This window comes from Herbidospora mongoliensis (genome assembly GCF_001570545.1).
Classification (GTDB): Bacteria; Actinomycetota; Actinomycetes; order Streptosporangiales; family Streptosporangiaceae; genus Herbidospora; species Herbidospora mongoliensis.
The window spans coordinates 482,226-500,257 of sequence record NZ_BBXD01000012.1 but is presented as its reverse complement, the minus strand read 5'-3'; the positions used below and the strand labels follow the sequence as shown (position 1 = coordinate 500,257).

General features: G+C 70.7%; 14 protein-coding genes. 7 read left to right on the top strand and 7 right to left on the bottom strand.

Going from position 1 to position 18,032, the window contains the following annotated elements; all coding sequences use genetic code 11:
* Window positions 1-3 precede the first annotated feature (3 nt).
* The 4 genes from AW272_RS17155 to AW272_RS17140 all read left to right on the top strand — a co-directional run bounded on the left by AW272_RS17155 (window position 4) and on the right by AW272_RS17140 (window position 6,519).
* Window positions 4-1,443 carry a BTAD domain-containing putative transcriptional regulator gene (locus tag AW272_RS17155; protein ID WP_066365827.1) on the top strand — a complete coding sequence of 480 codons (1,440 nt, stop codon included), beginning with the start codon at window positions 4-6 and terminating at the stop codon, window positions 1,441-1,443.
* Window positions 1,444-1,494: 51 nt separating this feature from the next.
* Window positions 1,495-3,243, top strand: a complete 1,749-nt coding sequence (locus AW272_RS17150; protein ID WP_066365824.1) for an NAD+ synthase — start codon at window positions 1,495-1,497, stop codon at window positions 3,241-3,243.
* Window positions 3,244-3,310: 67 nt separating this feature from the next.
* Complete coding sequence (locus tag AW272_RS17145; RefSeq protein WP_066365821.1) at window positions 3,311-4,234, top strand: hypothetical protein; 924 nt, start codon at window positions 3,311-3,313, stop codon at window positions 4,232-4,234.
* 899 nt (window positions 4,235-5,133) lie between these two features.
* Window positions 5,134-6,519 carry a glycoside hydrolase family 43 protein gene (locus tag AW272_RS17140; protein ID WP_066365819.1) on the top strand — a complete coding sequence of 462 codons (1,386 nt, stop codon included), beginning with the start codon at window positions 5,134-5,136 and terminating at the stop codon, window positions 6,517-6,519.
* A 46-nt stretch (window positions 6,520-6,565) separates the two neighbouring features.
* Here the strand turns inward: AW272_RS17140 and AW272_RS17135 are convergent, their stop codons facing one another.
* From AW272_RS17135 to AW272_RS17125, 3 genes are all read right to left on the bottom strand, one after another.
* Complete coding sequence (locus AW272_RS17135; RefSeq protein ID WP_245657596.1) at window positions 6,566-7,144, bottom strand: TetR/AcrR family transcriptional regulator; 579 nt, start codon at window positions 7,142-7,144, stop codon at window positions 6,566-6,568.
* A 21-nt stretch (window positions 7,145-7,165) separates the two neighbouring features.
* The gene (locus tag AW272_RS17130; protein WP_066365813.1) at window positions 7,166-8,674 is read right to left on the bottom strand and encodes an MFS transporter; all 1,509 of its coding nucleotides are present in this window, start codon (window positions 8,672-8,674) and stop codon (window positions 7,166-7,168) included.
* Window positions 8,675-8,815: 141 nt separating this feature from the next.
* On the bottom strand, window positions 8,816-9,970 hold the full coding sequence (locus AW272_RS17125; protein WP_245657595.1) for an MFS transporter: 1,155 nt from the start codon (window positions 9,968-9,970) through the stop codon (window positions 8,816-8,818).
* A 234-nt stretch (window positions 9,971-10,204) separates the two neighbouring features.
* On the opposite strand from AW272_RS17125, the gene panB reads away from it, so the two are divergent.
* Window positions 10,205-11,044, top strand: coding sequence for a 3-methyl-2-oxobutanoate hydroxymethyltransferase (gene panB, locus AW272_RS17120; RefSeq protein WP_066365807.1), 840 nt, complete (start codon window positions 10,205-10,207; stop codon window positions 11,042-11,044).
* A gap of 529 nt (window positions 11,045-11,573) precedes the next feature.
* Here panB and AW272_RS17115 read toward each other — a convergent pair.
* Window positions 11,574-12,473: a threonine/serine dehydratase gene (locus tag AW272_RS17115; RefSeq protein WP_066365805.1), complete on the bottom strand. Its 900-nt coding sequence runs from the start codon at window positions 12,471-12,473 to the stop codon at window positions 11,574-11,576.
* Between the two features lie 86 nt (window positions 12,474-12,559).
* On the bottom strand, window positions 12,560-13,741 hold the full coding sequence (locus AW272_RS17110; protein WP_066365802.1) for a trans-sulfuration enzyme family protein: 1,182 nt from the start codon (window positions 13,739-13,741) through the stop codon (window positions 12,560-12,562).
* Between the two features lie 89 nt (window positions 13,742-13,830).
* Here AW272_RS17110 and AW272_RS17105 point away from each other — a divergent pair, with 89 nt between their 5' ends.
* Entirely contained in the window at window positions 13,831-15,276 is a 1,446-nt protein-coding gene (locus tag AW272_RS17105) for an aminotransferase-like domain-containing protein (protein WP_066365800.1), read from the top strand.
* Window positions 15,277-15,401: 125 nt separating this feature from the next.
* The gene (locus AW272_RS17100; protein ID WP_066365798.1) at window positions 15,402-16,079 is read left to right on the top strand and encodes a hypothetical protein; all 678 of its coding nucleotides are present in this window, start codon (window positions 15,402-15,404) and stop codon (window positions 16,077-16,079) included.
* 64 nt (window positions 16,080-16,143) lie between these two features.
* On the opposite strand, the gene npdG is transcribed toward AW272_RS17100, so the two are convergent.
* Both npdG and AW272_RS17090 read right to left on the bottom strand, forming a co-directional pair.
* A complete protein-coding gene (npdG, locus tag AW272_RS17095; protein WP_066365994.1) occupies window positions 16,144-16,806 on the bottom strand; it encodes an NADPH-dependent F420 reductase in 663 nt (220 codons plus the stop codon).
* Window positions 16,807-16,842: 36 nt separating this feature from the next.
* Complete coding sequence (locus AW272_RS17090) at window positions 16,843-17,985, bottom strand: lipase family protein (protein WP_066365796.1); 1,143 nt, start codon at window positions 17,983-17,985, stop codon at window positions 16,843-16,845.
* Window positions 17,986-18,032: the final 47 nt, after the last annotated feature.

Here is an 18,032-nt window from a genome sequence, read left to right as displayed (position 1 = left end):
ACCATGGTGATACTTCGGGCCCTGGGGCCGTTCCAGGCTGTTTCCGACGGGCGGCCACTCGATCTGGGGGGCCAGCGGCAGCAGGCCGTATTGGCCAGACTGCTGGTGGCGGGCGGGCGGGCGATCCCCGTCAGCACCCTGATCGACGAGCTGTGGCCGGGGCGGCCACCGGTCCAGGCCCTGTCGACGATCCAGGGCTACGTGTCGCGGCTGCGCCGGGCCCTGGAGCCCGGCCGGGCGCCCCGTGAGGAGGCCGGGGTGCTGGTCTCCGCACCGCCCGGATACGCGCTGCGCGCCGACCTCGCCGACGTCGACGTCTGGCACTTCGAACACCTGGTGAAGCGCGACGACGCCGGTGACCTGGAGGCCACGCTCACCCGGCTCGACACCGCGCTGGCGCTGTGGCGGGGCCCGGCGCTGGCCGAGTTCGGCGACCTGGCCTGGGCCCAGGCCGAGGCTCAGCGGCTCGGCGACCTGCGGCTGATCGCGATCGAGCGGCGGGCCGACGCGGCCGTCCGGCTGGGCCGCAGCGCCGCGCTCATCCCCGATCTGGAGGCGCACGCCTCGGCCCACCCGCTGCGCGAGGAGTCCTGGCGGCTGCTCGCGGTGGCCCTCTACCGGGTCGGGCGGCAGGCCGACGCGCTCGGCGCGCTCCGGCGAGCCCGCGACGTGCTCCGCGACGACCTCGGGCTCGACCTGGGGCCGACGCTCCAGCGGCTGGAGCAGGACATCCTCGGGCAGGCCGCCCACCTCGACGGGCCGGCCCCCGCGGCCCCGGTCGTGGCGCGTCCGGCGACGGGTGTGCTCCGGGTGGTGGTGGCGGACGACCAGGCCCTGGTGCGCACCGGACTGAAAGTGGTTCTGGACAGCGAGCCCGGCCTGGAGATGGTGGCCGAGGCCGAGAACGGCGAGCAGGCGATCCAGCAGGTCCAGCTGACCCGGCCCGACGTCGTGCTGATGGACATCCAGATGCCGCGCCTCGACGGCCTGGCGGCGGCGCGCCGGATCCTGGCCGGGAACGATCCGCCGAAGGTGATCATGATGACCACCTTCGGCACCGACGAGAACCTCTACTCCGCGCTGCGCGCCGGGGTCAGCGGCTTCGTCCTGAAGACCTCCGCCCCCGAGCAGCTCATCGCAGCGGTCCGGGCCGCCGTGGCGGGCGACGCGCTGATCGACCCGGCCGTGACGACCCACCTCATCGCCGCCTTCGCGGGCCGCCAGAACCCCGCCGCGCCCGGCGGTCTGTCGGACACGGAAGTCGATCTCGTCCGGCTCATCGCCCGGGGCTTCACCAACCGCCAGATCGCCGTCACGCTGGCCGTCGAGGAGTCCGAGGTGGCCGCCGAGGTCGCCGGGCTGCTGAAGCGGCTCGACCTGATCGACCGCGCCCAGCTGGTCGTGCTGGCCTACGAGTCGGGACTCGTCAGCCCCGGAACCTAGGTGCTTATCGTCACATTGATGAAAACCGGGGCGTCACCGTAGGCTGGTCTCGTGGCTCAACTCCGCATCGCACTCGCCCAGACCAACCCCGTCGTCGGCGACCTCGCCGGAAACGCCGACCGGATCGTCGAATGGACCGGCAGGGCCCACGCGGGCGGCGCCCACCTGGTGCTCTTCACGGAGATGTTCCTGACCGGCTATCCGGTCGAGGACCTGGTCCTGCGCGCCTCGTTCGTCGACGCGTCGATCGAGGCCCTTTCTGTCTCGGCCCGCCGCCTCGCCGAGGCCGGATACGGCGATCTTCCCGTGGTCGTCGGCTACGTCGACCGGGCCGACCGGGTGGCCCGGGTGGGCCAGCCCAAGGGCGCCCCCCTCGACGCCGCCGCCGTGCTCTACCAGGGCCGGGTGGTCGCCCGCACCGCCAAGCACCACCTGCCCAACTACGGCGTCTTCGACGAATACCGCTACTTCGTGCGCGGCGACCGGCTGCCGGTCTTCCGCCTCCACGGCGTCGACGTGGCCGTCGCGATCTGCGAGGACCTGTGGCAGGAGGGCGGCCCGGTGTCGGTGGCCGGAGCGGCCGGCGCGGGTCTTCTGGTGGTGCCGAACGCCTCGCCGTACGAGCGGGAGAAAGACGACGTGCGGCGCGACCTGTGCGCACGGCGGGCCGTCGAGGCGGGCTGCGCCCTCGCCTACGCCAACCAGGTCGGCGGGCAGGACGAACTGGTCTTCGACGGCGACTCCCTGGTGGTCGGCGCCGACGGAACGCTCCTGGCCCGCGCGGCCCAGTTCACCGAGGAACTCCTCTTCGCCGACCTCGACCTGCCGCTGGGTTCCGGTGAACCGGGCGAGGTCGTGTACGACGCCGGCGACGGCACCTCGATCACGGTCGAGCGGCTGATCCTGTCGGAGGAGCCGGTCACGTTCGACCCGCGGCCCTCGGTGATCGCCGAACGCCTCGACGACGCCGCCGAGGTCTACGGCGCCCTCGTGCTCGGGGTGCGCGACTACGTGGAGAAGAACGGCTTCCGCTCGGTCATCCTGGGCCTGTCGGGCGGCATCGACTCGGCCCTGACCGCCACGATCGCCGCCGACGCCATCGGCCCCGACCGGGTCCACGTCGTGCTGATGCCCTCGCGCTACAGCTCCGACCACTCGATCGCCGACGCCGAAGACCTGGTCCGCCGCCAGGGCATCCACTCCCGGATCGTGCCGATCGCCGACGTGGTGGCCGCGTTCGAGAAGGAGGTCGAGCTGACCGGGCTGGCGGCCGAGAACCTCCAGGCCCGCGTACGCGGCATGCTCCTGATGTCGCTGTCGAACCAGCACGGCCACCTGGTGCTCACCACCGGCAACAAGAGCGAGCTGGCGGCGGGCTACTCGACCCTCTACGGCGACTCGGCGGGCGGCTACGCGCCGATCAAGGACGTGCCGAAGACCCTGGTCTGGGAGCTGTCGCGGTGGCGCAACACCCAGTCAGACCCGCCCCCGATCCCGGACAACTCCATCACCAAGGAGCCCAGCGCCGAACTGCGCCCCGACCAGAAGGACACCGACTCCCTCCCCGAGTACGAGGTGCTCGACCGGCTGCTCGACGACTACGTCGAGAAGGACATGGGCCGCGACGCCCTGATCGCCGCCGGGCACGACCCGGAACTGGTGCTGCGGGTGATCAGGATGGTCGACACCGCCGAGTACAAGCGCCGGCAGTATCCGCCGGGCCCGAAGATCAGCCCCAAGAACTTCGGCCGCGACCGGCGCCTGCCGATCACGAACAAGTGGCGGGAGATGCCGTCCTAGTCGGTGCTCGAACACGCTAGATTCGCCCAATCCAAGATCGAACCAGATTCGACCCCGATTGGACGGCATGCGCCCCCTCATCGTCGCCCTGGCCATCGTGGCCGCCACTCCCGCCGCCGCCCACGCGCAGACGGCGGAGCCCGACCCGATGGCCGCACTCAGGGCCCTGCTCGCCCGGGGCGCCGGGGCGACGACCGAGTTCTACGGCAACGTCGCCACGACGCTGGCGCGGACGACGCGGCTGGACACGGGCCAGTGGATCACCCACCGGGCCGCCATGAACCTGAGCGGCACCGGCAGGGTCAAGCTGGGCGGGAGCGGCGTCGCCGCCTCGGAAGAGACCAAGAAGATGAAGATCGGCACCCGGTTCATGATGGAGGAGGCGGCGCCCGAGGACGCCTACTTCGCCGGGGTGCTGCGCGCCGAAGGACCGATGCGCACGGTCAGCGTGGGCGGCTGGCACTACCAGCTGGCGCCGAAGACGAAGGCGTGGCTGCGGACCGGCCGGGCGAGCGGTGCGGCGGCCCTGATCGGCGACCAGTTCGTGAACGTGCTGGAACCGGCCACCCTGCGCAAGCTGCTGTCCGGCAAGCACCGCAAGAGCGTCTCCTCCTGGACGAAGGATCGCACCACCGGCCGGAAGCACCGGATCTACTCCCTGTCGGGCGACATCACGTTCGCCGAACTCGCCCGCGTCTCCCCGAGCCTCCGCGAGGCCGCGGGCACGGCGGCGGTCGGTTCGTCCGTGGTGACGTGGACGTACATGTACGACGACCGGGGCTGGCCCTACCGGGTCGGCTGGCGCTTCTACGCCCACCCGCATCCCGAGGTGAAGGGCTTCGGCCACGACCGGATCTTCCGGGCCTACTACGCCACCCAGTTCCGCGACTGGGAGAAGCCGATGACCGTCACCGCCCCGAAGGCGAAAACGGGCAGGGGCCTACCGGTCGACGACCTCGGCGACGTCCTGGGCGCCGGCCCCCGCCCCTGATCCCAGGCCGTATCGCTCGGCTCAGGCGGCGGTGTCGCCGACGACGTTCCCTCTCATCAGAAACGTCGGACCTTCGGCGTAGGCGCCGGCCTCGGCGAAGAACGCGCCGAAGCAGGGACCGCGTGAGGCGACTCCTCGAACCCGTCACGGCATCGCGCGTGCCGCCCGCCGTCGAAGGCTGACCCGTCGACCCGCGAGGGCTCCCGCCTGATGTGCCCGGCGGCGACCATGCCCGGCCGTGCCCAACGCCCGCGAGAAGGACGCCCGCCGAGATGACCAGCCACGACCAACCCGGCCCGGCCCTGCGGGCGGCACGCGAGCTGAGCAGGCCGCCCACCGGGCGTTCGAGGGCAGGCTCACCGCTGGTGGTTTCCGTGAAATTTTCAGGGTGCGCGGGCCACGGATCACCGCCCTCACCCGGCGAATGTCCAGCTAGAAGTTCCCCCAGCCGCCAGATCGAATCGTCGGCTTGTTGACGGCGGATGAGGCGTCGGATGTAGTCGTCGATTACGCCCCCGAAGGAGTTCCGCCATGAAATGTTAGCGATAACACCTCGGCTCGACCTGGCTGTAGGGCGATGGATGACCCCTCCGACCAGATCTTCCACCGCTCACCGACGACGGCCGCGCACGGGCCGACCCAGGCCCCCCATCCACTGATTCCGGCTCCTCCCAGGAAACCGGCCCGCTCCCGGCCGCGATCCTGACCGTCGCTCCTCGGCACAGTGCCCGTCCTGGTCACGCCATCGACCGTCTCCGGGAACCGCGATCACGGCACGGGGATCCGCCCGCCGCGCAGGCCGCTTTCACGCCTCATGGGAGCACGTGTTCTCTGCCCTGAACCCCTCAAGGCGCCCGGCTTTCCCCATCCGGTGACGGCCGGCGGAAAGGACGCTCCCCGTGACCCTCAGCCGCAGGCAGTTCGGCAAGGCCACCCTCACGACGGCCGCACTGACGACCGCAGGTGTGGCGGGATTCTCCCGCCCCGCATGGGCGGCCAACACCGCCTACGTCTTCGCCTACTTCACCGAGACCCCCAACCAGTCGGCCTCGGACTACGGCCTGCACCTGGCGGTCAGCCGGGACGGCCTGAACTGGTCGCCCCTCAACCAGAACAACCCCGTCGTCACCCCCACCGCGGGCCAGCTCGGCCTGCGCGACCCCCAGGTCTTCCGCAAGACCGACGGCACCTTCGTCGTGATCGCCACCGACCTCAAGGGCACCAACTTCGGTTCAGTCAGCCAATACCTGCACGTCTGGGACTCGGTCAACCTGACCAACTTCACCGGCTACCGCCGCCTGCGCATGCACACCACCGGCAGCCACACCTGGGCCCCGACCGTCTTCCGCGACAACTCGCGGGGGCAGTACGGCATCGTCTACTCGTACAACACCGGAGGCCGGGACGTCTTCGCGGTCAACTACACCGCCGACTTCCAATCGGTCAGCGCGCAGCAGACCTTCTTCAGCCCGAGCTTCAACGTGCTCGACGGCGACATCGTGGTCGACGGCGCCACGACGTACCTCTACTACAAGAACCTGAACGACGGGCTCCTGTACGGCGCGCGCTCCTCCACCGGCCAGCCGAACACCTTCACCACCTACACGAGCGGCCTGCGCCAGGCCAACGCCATCGAGGCGCCGCTGCTGCTGAAGACCAACGAGGGCGGCTGGCGGCTGTGGGGCGACTCCTTCAGCCCGGTCAACAACGACTACTACCTGTGGACGTCGTCGAACATCGGCGCGAACGCGTGGAGCGCGGCGAACCAGCGTGACTACACCCCGCCGCTGAACTCCAAGCACGGCTCGATCGCGGGGATCAGCGACGCCGAGTACAACGCGCTGGTCTCCCGGTGGGGGCTGCCCTCGTGGGTGCGGCTGAAGTCGTACAACTTCCCCGACTACTTCGTCCGCCACGCCAACCTGGCCGGCCGCATCGACCCCTATCCGTTCGACCCGCACCAGGACCAGCTGTGGCGCATGGTGCCCGGTCTGGCCGACTCGGCGGGGGTGTCGTTCGAGTCGGTGAACCGGCCGGGCAACTTCCTGCGGCACTGGGACTACGTGATGCGCCTCGACCCGAACGACGGGACGGCGACGTTCCGCGCCGACGCCACCTTCTACCGTGTGGCCGGGCTCGCCGACGGCAACTGGTCGTCGTTCCGGTCGTACAACTTCCCGGACCGCCACCTGCGCCACTACGCCTACCTGCTGCGCATCGACCCGGTCAACGCGTCGTCGAGCGCCGTCGACCGCCAGGACGCCACCTTCCGGGTGACCTCCTGAGTGACGCGGAAGGCGGGCCCGGCACACGGCCGGGCCCGCCCCGGGGTCACCGCTGGCGGAATCCGCGCAGTGCCTCGTCGACCAGGCGGGTGGGCAGGTCTTCGGGCACACGGTGGGCCGGGCCTGACATCTTGGTCTGCGAGATCATCGCGCCGGTCAGCATCAGCATGGCCACCTCGACGTCGAGGTCGGCGCGCAGCTCACCGGCGGCGACGCCGCGCCGCAGGACCTGGCGGAAGGCCTCGCGGCGGGGCTCGATGACGAGCTCACGGAACCGGCGGTAGAGGTCGGGGAACCGATCGGCCTCGTTCATCGCGATGTTGGTGACACACCGGTTGCGCAGTTCGCCCGACTCCGACCGCATCACTTCGAGGAACATGATCAGGTCGGCCCGCACGTCGGTGCCGCCGGGCTCCGGCATCGGCAGCCGGAGCGTGGCGAGGGAGTCGACGACCAGGTCTTCCTTGTTCGACCAGCGCCGGTAGATCGTGGTCTTGCCGACCCCGGCGCGGGTCGCGACCGCCTCGATCGACAGCTCCGACACCGTGACGCCCTCGCCGATCATGTCGAGCGTGGCGTCGACGATCGCCTTCTCGGCACGCTCGCTACGGGGACGCCCCCGCACCGCGGACTCCATGCTCAAGGGTCACCCCACTGCCGATTCGGCTTTGACCAGGTCGGGGACGACGGTGGGGGCCGACTTGCCCGGCATCCACCGCGCCACCACGACGACCCCGATCAGGGTCGCCAGGGCGGCGGCTCCGGACGCCCAGTGGACGCCCGTGACGAACGCCTCGTTGGCGGTGCGCAGCAGCGTGGCGCCCTGCGGCCCGAGGGCCTCGGCGACCCCGGCGGCGCCGGCGATCGACTCACGGACGGCGTGGCCGACCTCGCCGGGCAGCGCGGAGGCGGGGCCCTCCATGTCGCTGCGGAAGCTGGCCGACAGGATCGCGCCCAGCACGGCGATGCCGAGGCAGGAGCCGACCTGGCGGAACACGTTGCTCATCGAGGAGCCGACGCCGGCCTTCTCACGAGGCAGCGCGTTCATGACCGCCGTGGTCGCGGGCGGCATGATGTTGGCCATCGCGGCGCCCTGGACGAACCCGAGCACCAGCAGGATCCAGATCGGGGTGTCGACCTGGACGAAGATGTAGGCGGCCAGGACCACCGTGATCACGGCCATCGCGACCGTGCCGACGGCGCGGGCGCCGTACTTGTCGACCAGGGCGGCGCTGCGCGGGGAGAACAGCAGCTGTGCCGCCGCGAACGGCAGCACCAGCGCGCCCGACTGGAGCGGGGAGTAGCCGCGCACGATCTGCCAGTAGAAGGCCATGAAGAACATGACGCCGATGGCCGAGAAGAACACCAGCCCGACCGTGGCGATGGCGGTGGAGAACGCCGGGTTGCGGAAGTGGCGCACGTCGAACGCGGGATGGTCGGAGCGGGCCTCGAACCAGACGAACCCCGCGAGGATCGCCACGCCCAGCGCGACCGGCACGATGACGGTCACGTCGGCGACGGTGCCGAGGTCGCTGATCCGGACGATGCCGTAGACGAGCGAGACGAGGCCGAGGATCGACAGCAGCACGCCGATCGGGTCGAGCCTGGCCTTCTGCGGGTCCTTGGAGTCGGGCGTGAGGATGCCGTTGAGGACCAGCCCGATCAGCACGATCGGCACGTTGACCAGGAAGACCGAACCCCACCAGAAGTGCTCGAGCAGGATGCCGCCGGTGATCGGGCCGATGGCGACGGCGATGCCGACCCCGGCCGCCCAGATGCCGATGGCCTTGGCCCGCTCGTTGTAGGGGAAGACGTTGGAGATGATCGCCAGGGTGGCCGGCATGATGGCCGCGCCCCCGACGCCCATGAGGGCACGAGCGGCGATCAGCTGGTTGGGGTCCTGTGCGTAGGCGCTGACCACCGAGGCGATCAGGAAGAGCGCCATGCCCGCCATCAGCATGCGCTTGCGGCCGAGCCGGTCGCCCAGCACGCCGAAGGTGAACAGCAGGCCGGCGAACGCCAGGGTGTAGGAGTTCATGGCCCATTCGAGCTCGCTCTGGGTGGCGCCCAGACCGTGAACGGGGTCGGCGATCGTCTTGATCGCCACGTTCAGGATGGTCTGGTCGAGCACCACCGCGAGCAGCGAGAACACCATTACGCCGAGGATCTGCCAGCGGCGTGGGTGTCCCGTGTGTTGATCCACGGAATTGCCCCCGAAAACTTTCGATACGATTGCGTTTCGTATCGAAACGGTACACCCGTCGAATAACGATACGCAACGGTCGCGTTTCGAAAACTAGGCGAGAACTTTAACGGGCTCCTTCACCCGGACCGGCATCCGCCAGAACGGCACCGCGATCAGCACCGCCAGCAGCCCGATGGCGCCCGCCCCGGCGAAGGCCCAGCCCGGACCCCACCCGTCGATGATCAGACCGGCGACAGGACCGGCCGATGAGACGCCGATGGTGAGGAACGTCCCGTGCAGCCCCATTGATTCCCCGCGCGCCGAGGCCGGGACCGATTTGTTGACGTAGTCGACCGTCGTCGACAACGACGGCGCGCAGAGCAGCCCACCCGGGATGAGCGCCGGGATCAGCCACCACCAGCCCCCGCCGACCAGCCCGACCGGAATGGTCAGCGCGCACAGCCCGCCGATCATCACCAGCGGCGAGAACCCGCGCGGCAGCAGGCCGTAGACGAAGCCGCCGACGAGCGAGGCGAAGCACCAGACGCCGATGACCAGCCCGATCCAGGCGGCGTCGCCGGCGTGCTCCAGGGTCGCCACGATGGCCAGGTCGGTCGCGGTCAGCACGAAGGTCAGCGCGGAGGTCACCCCGAAGATCGTCAGCACGCGCGGGCTCAGCCAGCGCCGGATCGGCACCTTCTCACCGGGCCCGGCGGCCAGTTCCTCGGCCGAGCGGGTCGGCGGGTTGAGCACGAAGAGCGCCAGCCCGGCCAGCGCCAGCCCGATGCCGACGGCCCGCATGGCCACCGCGCTCGACACCGCGCTCACCGCGGCGGCACCGACGGCCGGGCCGATCATGTAGGACAACTCGACGCACATCGAGTCGAGCGCGAACCCGGTGCGGTGCTGGTCTTTGGGCACCATGGCCGCCATGCACTGCCGGATCAGCCCGAAGACGGGCAGCATCAGCAGCCCCGCCACGAAGGCCGCGCCCACCAGCACCTCGTAGGGCAACATCGGGGCGCTCACCCAGAACACCAGCTGCACCAGCGACGTCACCGCGACGACCGACCTGGTCCCCCGCCGGTCGACGATCCGCCCGAGCAGCGGCGACCCGATGGCCATGCCGACGGTCGAGGCCGTGCCCGCGACGCCCGCCTGGGCCCAGGACAACCCCAGTGTCTGCACGACGTGCAGCGTGATCGTCAGCCCGGTCGCGGTCGCCGGGATGCGAGTCAACAGGCCCAGGATCACCACAGGGGTCACACCGGGGAGCCTGAGCAAACGTCGGTAAGGTTCAAACGCGGTATTCATTACTTACGACCTCCGCCCAGTATTGTGCCAACACCTGCCGACAGTTCCCCACCCGGTTTCTCGGGCAGCGGAGTTCTAACCGACCCGGATTACCGATAGTGGCCGGGGTGTTCTATCCCGATGTCACATGCGATGATGCGACTGTCCGGGGACGCCACAGGGGCGCCACGAGACCAGGAGGTAGCCATGTCCTCTGCACCAAACACGGCCGCTCTCTACGGCGGGGCCACCGGCCGCCGGGTGACCGTGCGCGACGTCCAGGCCGCCAAGGGCCGCCACGAGAAGTGGCCGATGGTGACCGCCTACGACGCGATGACCGCACGGGTCTTCGACGAGGCCGGCATACCGGTCATGCTCGTCGGCGACTCGGCCGCGATGGTCGTCTACGGCTACGACTCGACCCTGCCGGTCACGGTCGAGGACCTCATCCCCCTCACGGCGGCAGTGGTGCGCGGTTCCTCCCGCGCCCTGGTCGTCGCCGACCTGCCCTTCGGCTCCTACCAGGCCAGCCCGCAGCAGGCCATGGAGACCGCGGCCCGCTTCATGAAGGAAGCCGGCGCCCACGCGGTCAAACTGGAGGGCGGCAACCGGGTATTGCCGCAGGTGGAAGCCCTCGTATCGGCCGGAATCCCGGTCATGGGCCACCTGGGCCTTACCCCGCAGTCGGTCAACGCGTTCGGCGGCTACCGCGTCCAGGGCCGGGGCCAGTCGGGCGACGAGCTGATGGCCGACGCGAAGGCCCTCGAACACGCCGGGGCCTTCTCACTCGTCCTCGAGTGCGTCCCCACCGACCTGGCCAACCGGGTCACGGCCGCCCTGTCGATCCCGACGATCGGCATCGGCGCCGGTCCGGGCACCGACGCCCAGGTGCTGGTCTGGCAGGACCTGATGGGCCTGACCGAACACCCGGCCAAGTTCGTGAAGAAATACTTCGACCTCCACGGCGAAATGGACCGCGCGGTCCGCGCCTTCGCCGACGAAGTGAGCTCCGGCGCCTTCCCGGCCAAGGAGCACAGCTACAGCTAACCTCACCGGTCACCCCCGTCGCGACATGGACTCCGCCGGGGGTGACCGGGAGGTCCCTCAGCAAATACCGCGAGAAAGCCCCAAACCCTTTCTCCGTTACGGCTCCGCCTACCCAGGCACCGCCCACCATCTCCCCTCGCACCGCATCCGGCGCCAACCACCCGCTCACGCCACCGCCGCAACGACAGCGGCCACGCCTCAGGGGCGCCTCGTCGGGAGCGCGATGGAGACGCTCACCCCGGAGCAGATCGGGGACAGCATCAGATGCTGGAGGAGAATCCGTCCTTGCTCGATCACGGGCACGCCCCACCGGGAATCGAAAAGGACAGAAAAGCCCTGCCATCGTGATCATGGATCTTGACGTCGCGGTGCGGTCCGGCGCGGCCGGTGGGCGCCGGATACGGCACCCCGATGAGGCGGCGGGCGGGGTCAGGGTAGGCGAAGCCGTAACGGAAAAGGAGCTTGAAGGCCTTGGCTTGTCGGGACACTTGCGCCGCCCGACATTTCAGGACATCGGCTGACGCTGCGCTCAAGCCAAGGTCGCGGGGTCGGTGTTCGAGCCGCACACCACGATCGCCGTCGTGCTTCCAGGGGCGGGTTGCCATACGCCGGAGAGCAGCGCCGCGAAGGCCGCAGCCCCCGCGTGCTCCGCCACGACCCGGTGCTCGCGCCAGAGAGTGCGGCGGGCGTCGATGATGGCCTCGTCGGTGACCAGCACGCTCGTCACCCGGTCCTGGAGGACCTCCAGAGCGATCCGGCCCGCCTTGCTCGCACCCAGTGCGTCGGCCCCCACGCCGGAGACCTCGACCTGGACGGGTTCGCGGGCTTTCAACGCCTCGTGAATCGTCGGGATCAGCTCGGGTTCCACCACCACGACGTCTCCGCCGAACGCAGCCCGCACTCCCCCGGCCAGCCCGCCGCCACCCGCCGCGACCACGATCGTGTCGAGGTCAGGGATCTGCTCTTCGAGTTCCAGGGCGAGCGTGCCCTGGCCCGCGACGACCTCGGTCTGGTCGTAGGCGTGAAGTTCCAAGGCCCCCGTCTCTGCGGCGCGCTTCCGCGAAGCCTCCAGGGCCTCCGCGTAGATGGCCCCGGTCACGACCACCTCCGCGCCCATCGAGCGCAAGCCGGCGATCTTGACCGGTGCGCACACCTCGGGCACGTAGATCTCCGCGCGGATCCCCAGAGTCCGGGCCGCGTACGCCACCGCCAGGCCGTGGTTGCCGCCGCTGGCCGCGATCACCCCGGCCGCGGGGAGATCGGCGGAGATGATCGTGTTGAAGGCGCCCCGCACCTTGAACGACCCCGAATGCTGGAGGCACTCCAGCTTGAGCCAGACCCCGGGGGCGGCCTCGACGACCGGCGTGCGCCTGACGCGCCCGCCGATCACCGAGGCGGCTTCGATCACTTCGTCGCGCGTGAGCCTCATCGGCCCATCATCGCGTACGGCTCGACAGCGGGTTCGCACAGATCCGCAGGTCGGCGTCGGGCCAGGCGGACGGGACGTGGCGAAGGTCAGTCGGAGGGGTTGAGTGCCTGGGCGAAGTCGTCCCACAGGTCCTCGACGTTCTCGATGCCCACCGCGATGCGGACCGTGCCGGGCCTGATTCCGGCCGCCTCCAGAGCCGCGTCGGACACCGAGCGGTGCGAGGTGGTCGAGGGCTGCATGACCAGCGTCTCGACGCCTCCGAGCGAGGGGGCGAGCAGGGCGACCTTCAGCGAGCTCATGAACCGCTCCCCCGCCTCCCGGCCGCCGACCAGGTCGAAGGAGAAGACGCCGCCGAACTCGGGCAGCAGCTTGGTGGCCAGGGCGTGGGACTTGTGGGTGGGCAGGCCCGGCCAGTGCACGGCCTCGACGGCGGGGTGCTCGGCGAAGCGGGCGGCCAGGATCCGGATGTTCTCCGTGTGCCGGGCCATCCGCAGCGGCAGCGTCTGGATCCCGCGCAGGGTCAGCCACGACGCGAAGGGGTCGGGGGCCGCGCCGAGGCCGGCGTGGAACTTCCAGACCTTGAGGTAGAGCTCCTGGTCGGCGAAGACCGAGATGCCGCCGACGATGTCGGCGTGGCCGGCGAGGTATTTGGTCGAGGAGTGCACCACGATCGACGCGCCGTGCTCGATCGGACGGCACAGGATCGGCGAGGCGAACGTGTTGTCCACGATCACCGGGATCCCGGCCTCCCGCGCCACCGCGCACATGCCGGGCAGGTCGGCGACCTGGGTCATCGGGTTGGCGATGGTCTCCAGGTAGAGGAATTTGGTCTCCGGCCGCACCGCGGCGCGGACCGCGTCGGGGTCGTCCTCGGGGACGTAAGTGACGTCGATCTTGAAGCGCGCCTCCAGTTCCTCCAGCATGTGGCCGGTGCCGCCGTAGAGGGAGTGCTGCGCGATCACGTGGTCACCCGGGCTGAGCAGGGCCAGGAAGATCGTGTTGATGGCGCCCATGCCGGTCGAGGCGGCGATGGCGGCGACCCCGCCCTCCAGATCGGCGACGGCCTCTTCCAGCACCCGGGTGGTCGGGTTGGAGTAACGGCCGTAGACGAAGGCCGCGTCGGGGCGGCCCATCCCGTCGGCGAACACGGCCGGATCGTCGAACACGAACCCGGAGGTCTGGTAGATCGGCGTCGAGATCGGCGTGCTGCCTTCAGGCTGAACCTTGGGAAGATGGACAACTCGTGTATCCGGTCGCAAATCAGTCACACAAATAAGGATGACGGGTCCAAGGGACTGCTTGGAGAGCCAATCTCAGACAATTGGCTCGAATTCCGATCCAATGTCAGGATGGCGGCATGACCGAGGAGGATCGGCTGGTCGGGTGGCTCGGGCGCTGGGCGTCCGGGCGGGGCCCGCTCTATCTCCTGCTGGCCGCCCGCCTGCGCGGCCTCATCGACGACGGCCTGCTCACGCCGGGCTCCCCGCTGCCCCCTGATCGGCTGCTGGCCCGGCGGCTGGCGGTCGGGCGGGGGACGGTCGTCTCCGCGTACGAGCTCCTCCAGCAGGAGGGCCGCCTGGTCCGGCGGCAGGGCAGCGGCACCAGGGTGGCCGAGGCGGAGCTCCCGATCAGCCGGTCGTCGGGCGCCGGGGCCAATCCGCTGCTGCTGCACGTGCTCGACCCGCCCGACGGGGTGACCCTGCTGACCTGCGCGGCCCCGGTCGGGCCGCCGCCGGAGCTGGTCCAGGCCTACCAGGAGGCGGCGGTGAGGCTGCCCGTCGACATCGGCTACCACCCGGCCGGGCACCCGGAGTTCCGCCGCGCGGTGGCCCGCCACTACACCCGGCTCGGCCTGCCGACCGAGCCGGGCGAGATCCTGGCCACCAACGGCGGCCAGCAGGCGATCTCGTTCCTGGCGGGTCAGTTCGTCACCCCCGGCGACACGGTCAGGGTGGAGTCGCCGACCTACACGGGGGCCTCGGAGATCCTGCTCGACGCCGGCGCCAGGATCGACGCCTGCGACCTCGACGAGCTGCACGAATGGGGCACCCTGTCGCCACGTGGCCGGTCGGCGCCGGTGCGGCCCGCATTGGCGTACACGATCCCGACCGCCCACAACCCCACCGGCCGCTCGATGCCGGCGGTGGCCCGGCGGCGGCTCGTGGCCTGGGCGGAGGAGGCCGACGTGCCGGTGATCGACGACGCGGTCCCGGCCGACCTGTGCTTCGACGGCGAACGCCCGCTCCCGCTGGCCGCCTACGCGCGCGGCGAGCAGATCCTGACGGTCGGTTCGATGAGCAAACTGGTGTGGGGCGGCATGCGGGTCGGCTGGATCAGGGCGGCGGCCCCGGTGATCTCCCGCCTGGCCCGCCGCCGCGCCATCCACGACCTGGGCGGCGACGTCATCGGCCAGCTCGCGGCGGCCGTCCTCCTCGACCGCTACGAAGACGTGCGCTCATCACGCATCGCGGTGCTGAAGCGCCGCCACGACCACCTGGTGTCCCTGCTGCGCGAGCACCTGCCGGAGTGGTCGGCCGAGCCGGTGCCGGGCGGCCAGACCCTGTGGGTCAGCCTCCCCCGAGGCGACGCGGGCGCGTTCGCCCAGGTCACCGCACGGCACGGCGTCGCGGTTCCGCCCGGCACGGCCTTCGACCCCGCCGGGACGGGTTACGAGTCGATGCTGCGGCTGCCGTTCGTCCACCCCGAGCCGGAGCTGACCCTCGCCGTCGAAGGCCTGAGATCCGCCTGGCACGACTACAACGGCACCCGCCGCCGCCCCGCTCTGCCCACGCTCGTCGTGTGAGCGAGACACGGACGGCCGGAGGCCGGCTGTGGCTCGCGTCCTGAATCTGCCGCGGAGAAGGAAGATTGTTCACGGGCAGCGGACAAGCCCCCCAAAATCGGCATGGCGGGTGAATATTGGAGGCCATGGACGCCACCTTCCTCCTCGTGCACAGCCCATCGGTCGGCCCGTCCACGTGGACCCCGGTGGCGGCCGAACTCCGCGCCCGCGCCCGCCGCGCCGTGGTCCCGACCTTGACCGACGTGACCAGCGGCCCGCCCCCCTATTGGCCGCGCGTGGTCGACCAGGTGTCCATGTCCGCCCCCGAAGGCCCGTTGGTGATCGTCGCCCACAGCAACGCCGGCCTCTACATCCCCCTGATGGCCGAACGCCTGCGGGGCCAGGTGACGGCGGTGCTGTTCGTCGACGCCGCGCTGCCGCCCCGGCGGGGGTCCATCCCCGCCGCCGAGTCCGACCACCTGACGTTCCTGGGCGCGATGGCGGACGAGAACGGCCTGCTCCCCCGGTGGACCGACTGGTGGCCGGAGGAGATGGTGTCGGAGCTGGTCCCCGACAGACGGACCCGCGAGGAGATCGTGGCCGAGCAGCCGCGCCTTCCGCTGCTGTACTACAGCCAGCACATCCCGGTGCCGCACAGCTGGGACCGGGTACGGGGCGCGTACCTGTGGTTCAGCGATCCTTACGAGCGAACCGCCAAGGAAGCGGACGAACGAGGGTGGCCGGTGACCCGAATCCCCGGCGACCACCTGCACCAGGTGGTCGCCCCCGGGGCGGTCGCCGATTGGCTGATCTCGAACGCCTAGCGCCGAGATGCCCAAGCCCCCGGCGTGAACACCTGGGTCACGCCGAGAGCAACCGCCGACCGACTCAGACGTCCGTGACGCGGATGCCCGCGTGGGCCTTGTAGCGCCGGTTGATGGCCACCAGGTTCGCGGTGAACGCCTCGACCTGGTGGGCGTTGCGCAGACGCCCCCCATAGACGCCGCGCACCCCCGGGATCCGGGCCGCCAGAGCCTGGACCAGCTCGGTCGCCTCCCGGTCGTCACCCAGAACCAGCACGTCGAGGTCGATCGTCTCGACGGCCGGGTCGAGCAGCAGTTTGGCAGAGACGTGGTGGAACGCCCCGACCACGCGGCTCTCGGGCAGCACCGCCGCGGCCTGCTGGGTCGCGCTGCCCTCCTCGACCGGGAGGGCGTAGGCGCCCTGCTTGTCGAACCCGAGCGGGTTGACGCAGTCGACCACGATCTTCCCGGTCAGCACGTCGCGCAGGTCGGTCAGGAGCGCCTTGTGGCCGTCCCACGGCACCGCGACGACGACCAGATCGGCCTCGGCCGCCACGTCGGCGTTCGCGCCGCCCTCGACGCGGCCAGACTCGGCGAGGGCCTCGGCGGCGGACCGGGCGCGGTCGGCGTTGCGCGAGCCGATGAGCACGCGGTGCCCGGCCAGGGCGAACCGGCGAGCGAGGCCGTTGCCCTGGTCGCCGGTGCCGCCGAGGATCGCGATCGTCACGTTTTCAAGTTGGTCGGACATGCCTTCGATCATGCCAGGCACAACACCGGCGGCTGATCAGCAGTTCCCGAAGGCGGGTAGTCCGAGCATCCGTCCGGCCAGCCAGGCGATGGCCAGCGGGCCGCCCTCGACCGCGCCGAGCACGTGGTCAGGCGCGGGCACGCTCGTCCATGTCACCGTGGCGCCCTTGGCGCACCACTCCGAGCGGAGGGTCCGGCTGACCGCGATCGGGATGATCTCGTCGCCGGTGCCGTGCCAGACGAACATGGGCACCGACGGCTTCGTCCCGCCGAGGCGGTTCTCCTGGAGGCGGGCGGTCCAGTCGGGGCGGTTCATGACGTCCTGGGTGGTGAGTTCGGCGAGGGTGCGTCCGGCGAGCTTGTCGCGCAGGTCGCCGACGCAGTCGTCGCGGGCGTCGGCGAACAGCGCGGCGCCCTCGGGCGTCAGGTAGTCGCCGAGCCGCAGTTCCGGGTAGGCCGCGTCGAACCCGAGGCCCGCCGCCGCCGACAGCCCGAAGTCACCGCCGCCGTCGAGGTTCTCGGCGACCTTCTTCAGATCCGCCGGTACGCCCCCCGCCGCCACCCCGCGCAGCCTGAGCTCCGGGGCGTAGGCGGGCTGGAGCTGGGCCGCCCACCCGGCGGAGGAGCCGCCCTGCGAATAGCCCATGATCGCCACGGGCCCGCCGGTCGACAGCCCCGCCCCGGAGACCCGGGTGGCCGCCCGGATCGAGTCGAGCACCGCGTGCGCCTGGGCCTTGCCCGCCATGTACGTGTGGTCTCCCGGCGTCCCCAGCCCCTCGTAGTCGGTGACCGCCACGGCCCAGCCCTTGAGCAGCATCAGGCTGACGAAGGCGAGTTCGAGTTCGGTGCCGTTGGCCATCGCGGCGCTGGGTGCGCACTGGTCGCCGAGCCCGTGGGTGCCGACGGCGTACCCGACGATGGGCCTTTTGCCGATATATCCGGACTTGGGGACGAGCAACGTACCGGAGACGATGTTCGACCCACCGACGGCCGACGTCGACCGATAGCGGAGGTGCCAGGCCCTGGCCGGCACCTCCAGCAGTTTGCCGGGGGCGAGATAGACGGTGGTCGGAGTGGCCTCGACGACGTCACCTGGCGCGGCGGCCTGGGCGACGGACATTCCGCCGAACGGGAGGAGAGCCACGATCGCGAGCACGGTGGCACGGACTCGAAGACGCATGGGACAAGCCGCCCTTCACGGGATCACTTCTCGGGGGACGGCGCCGT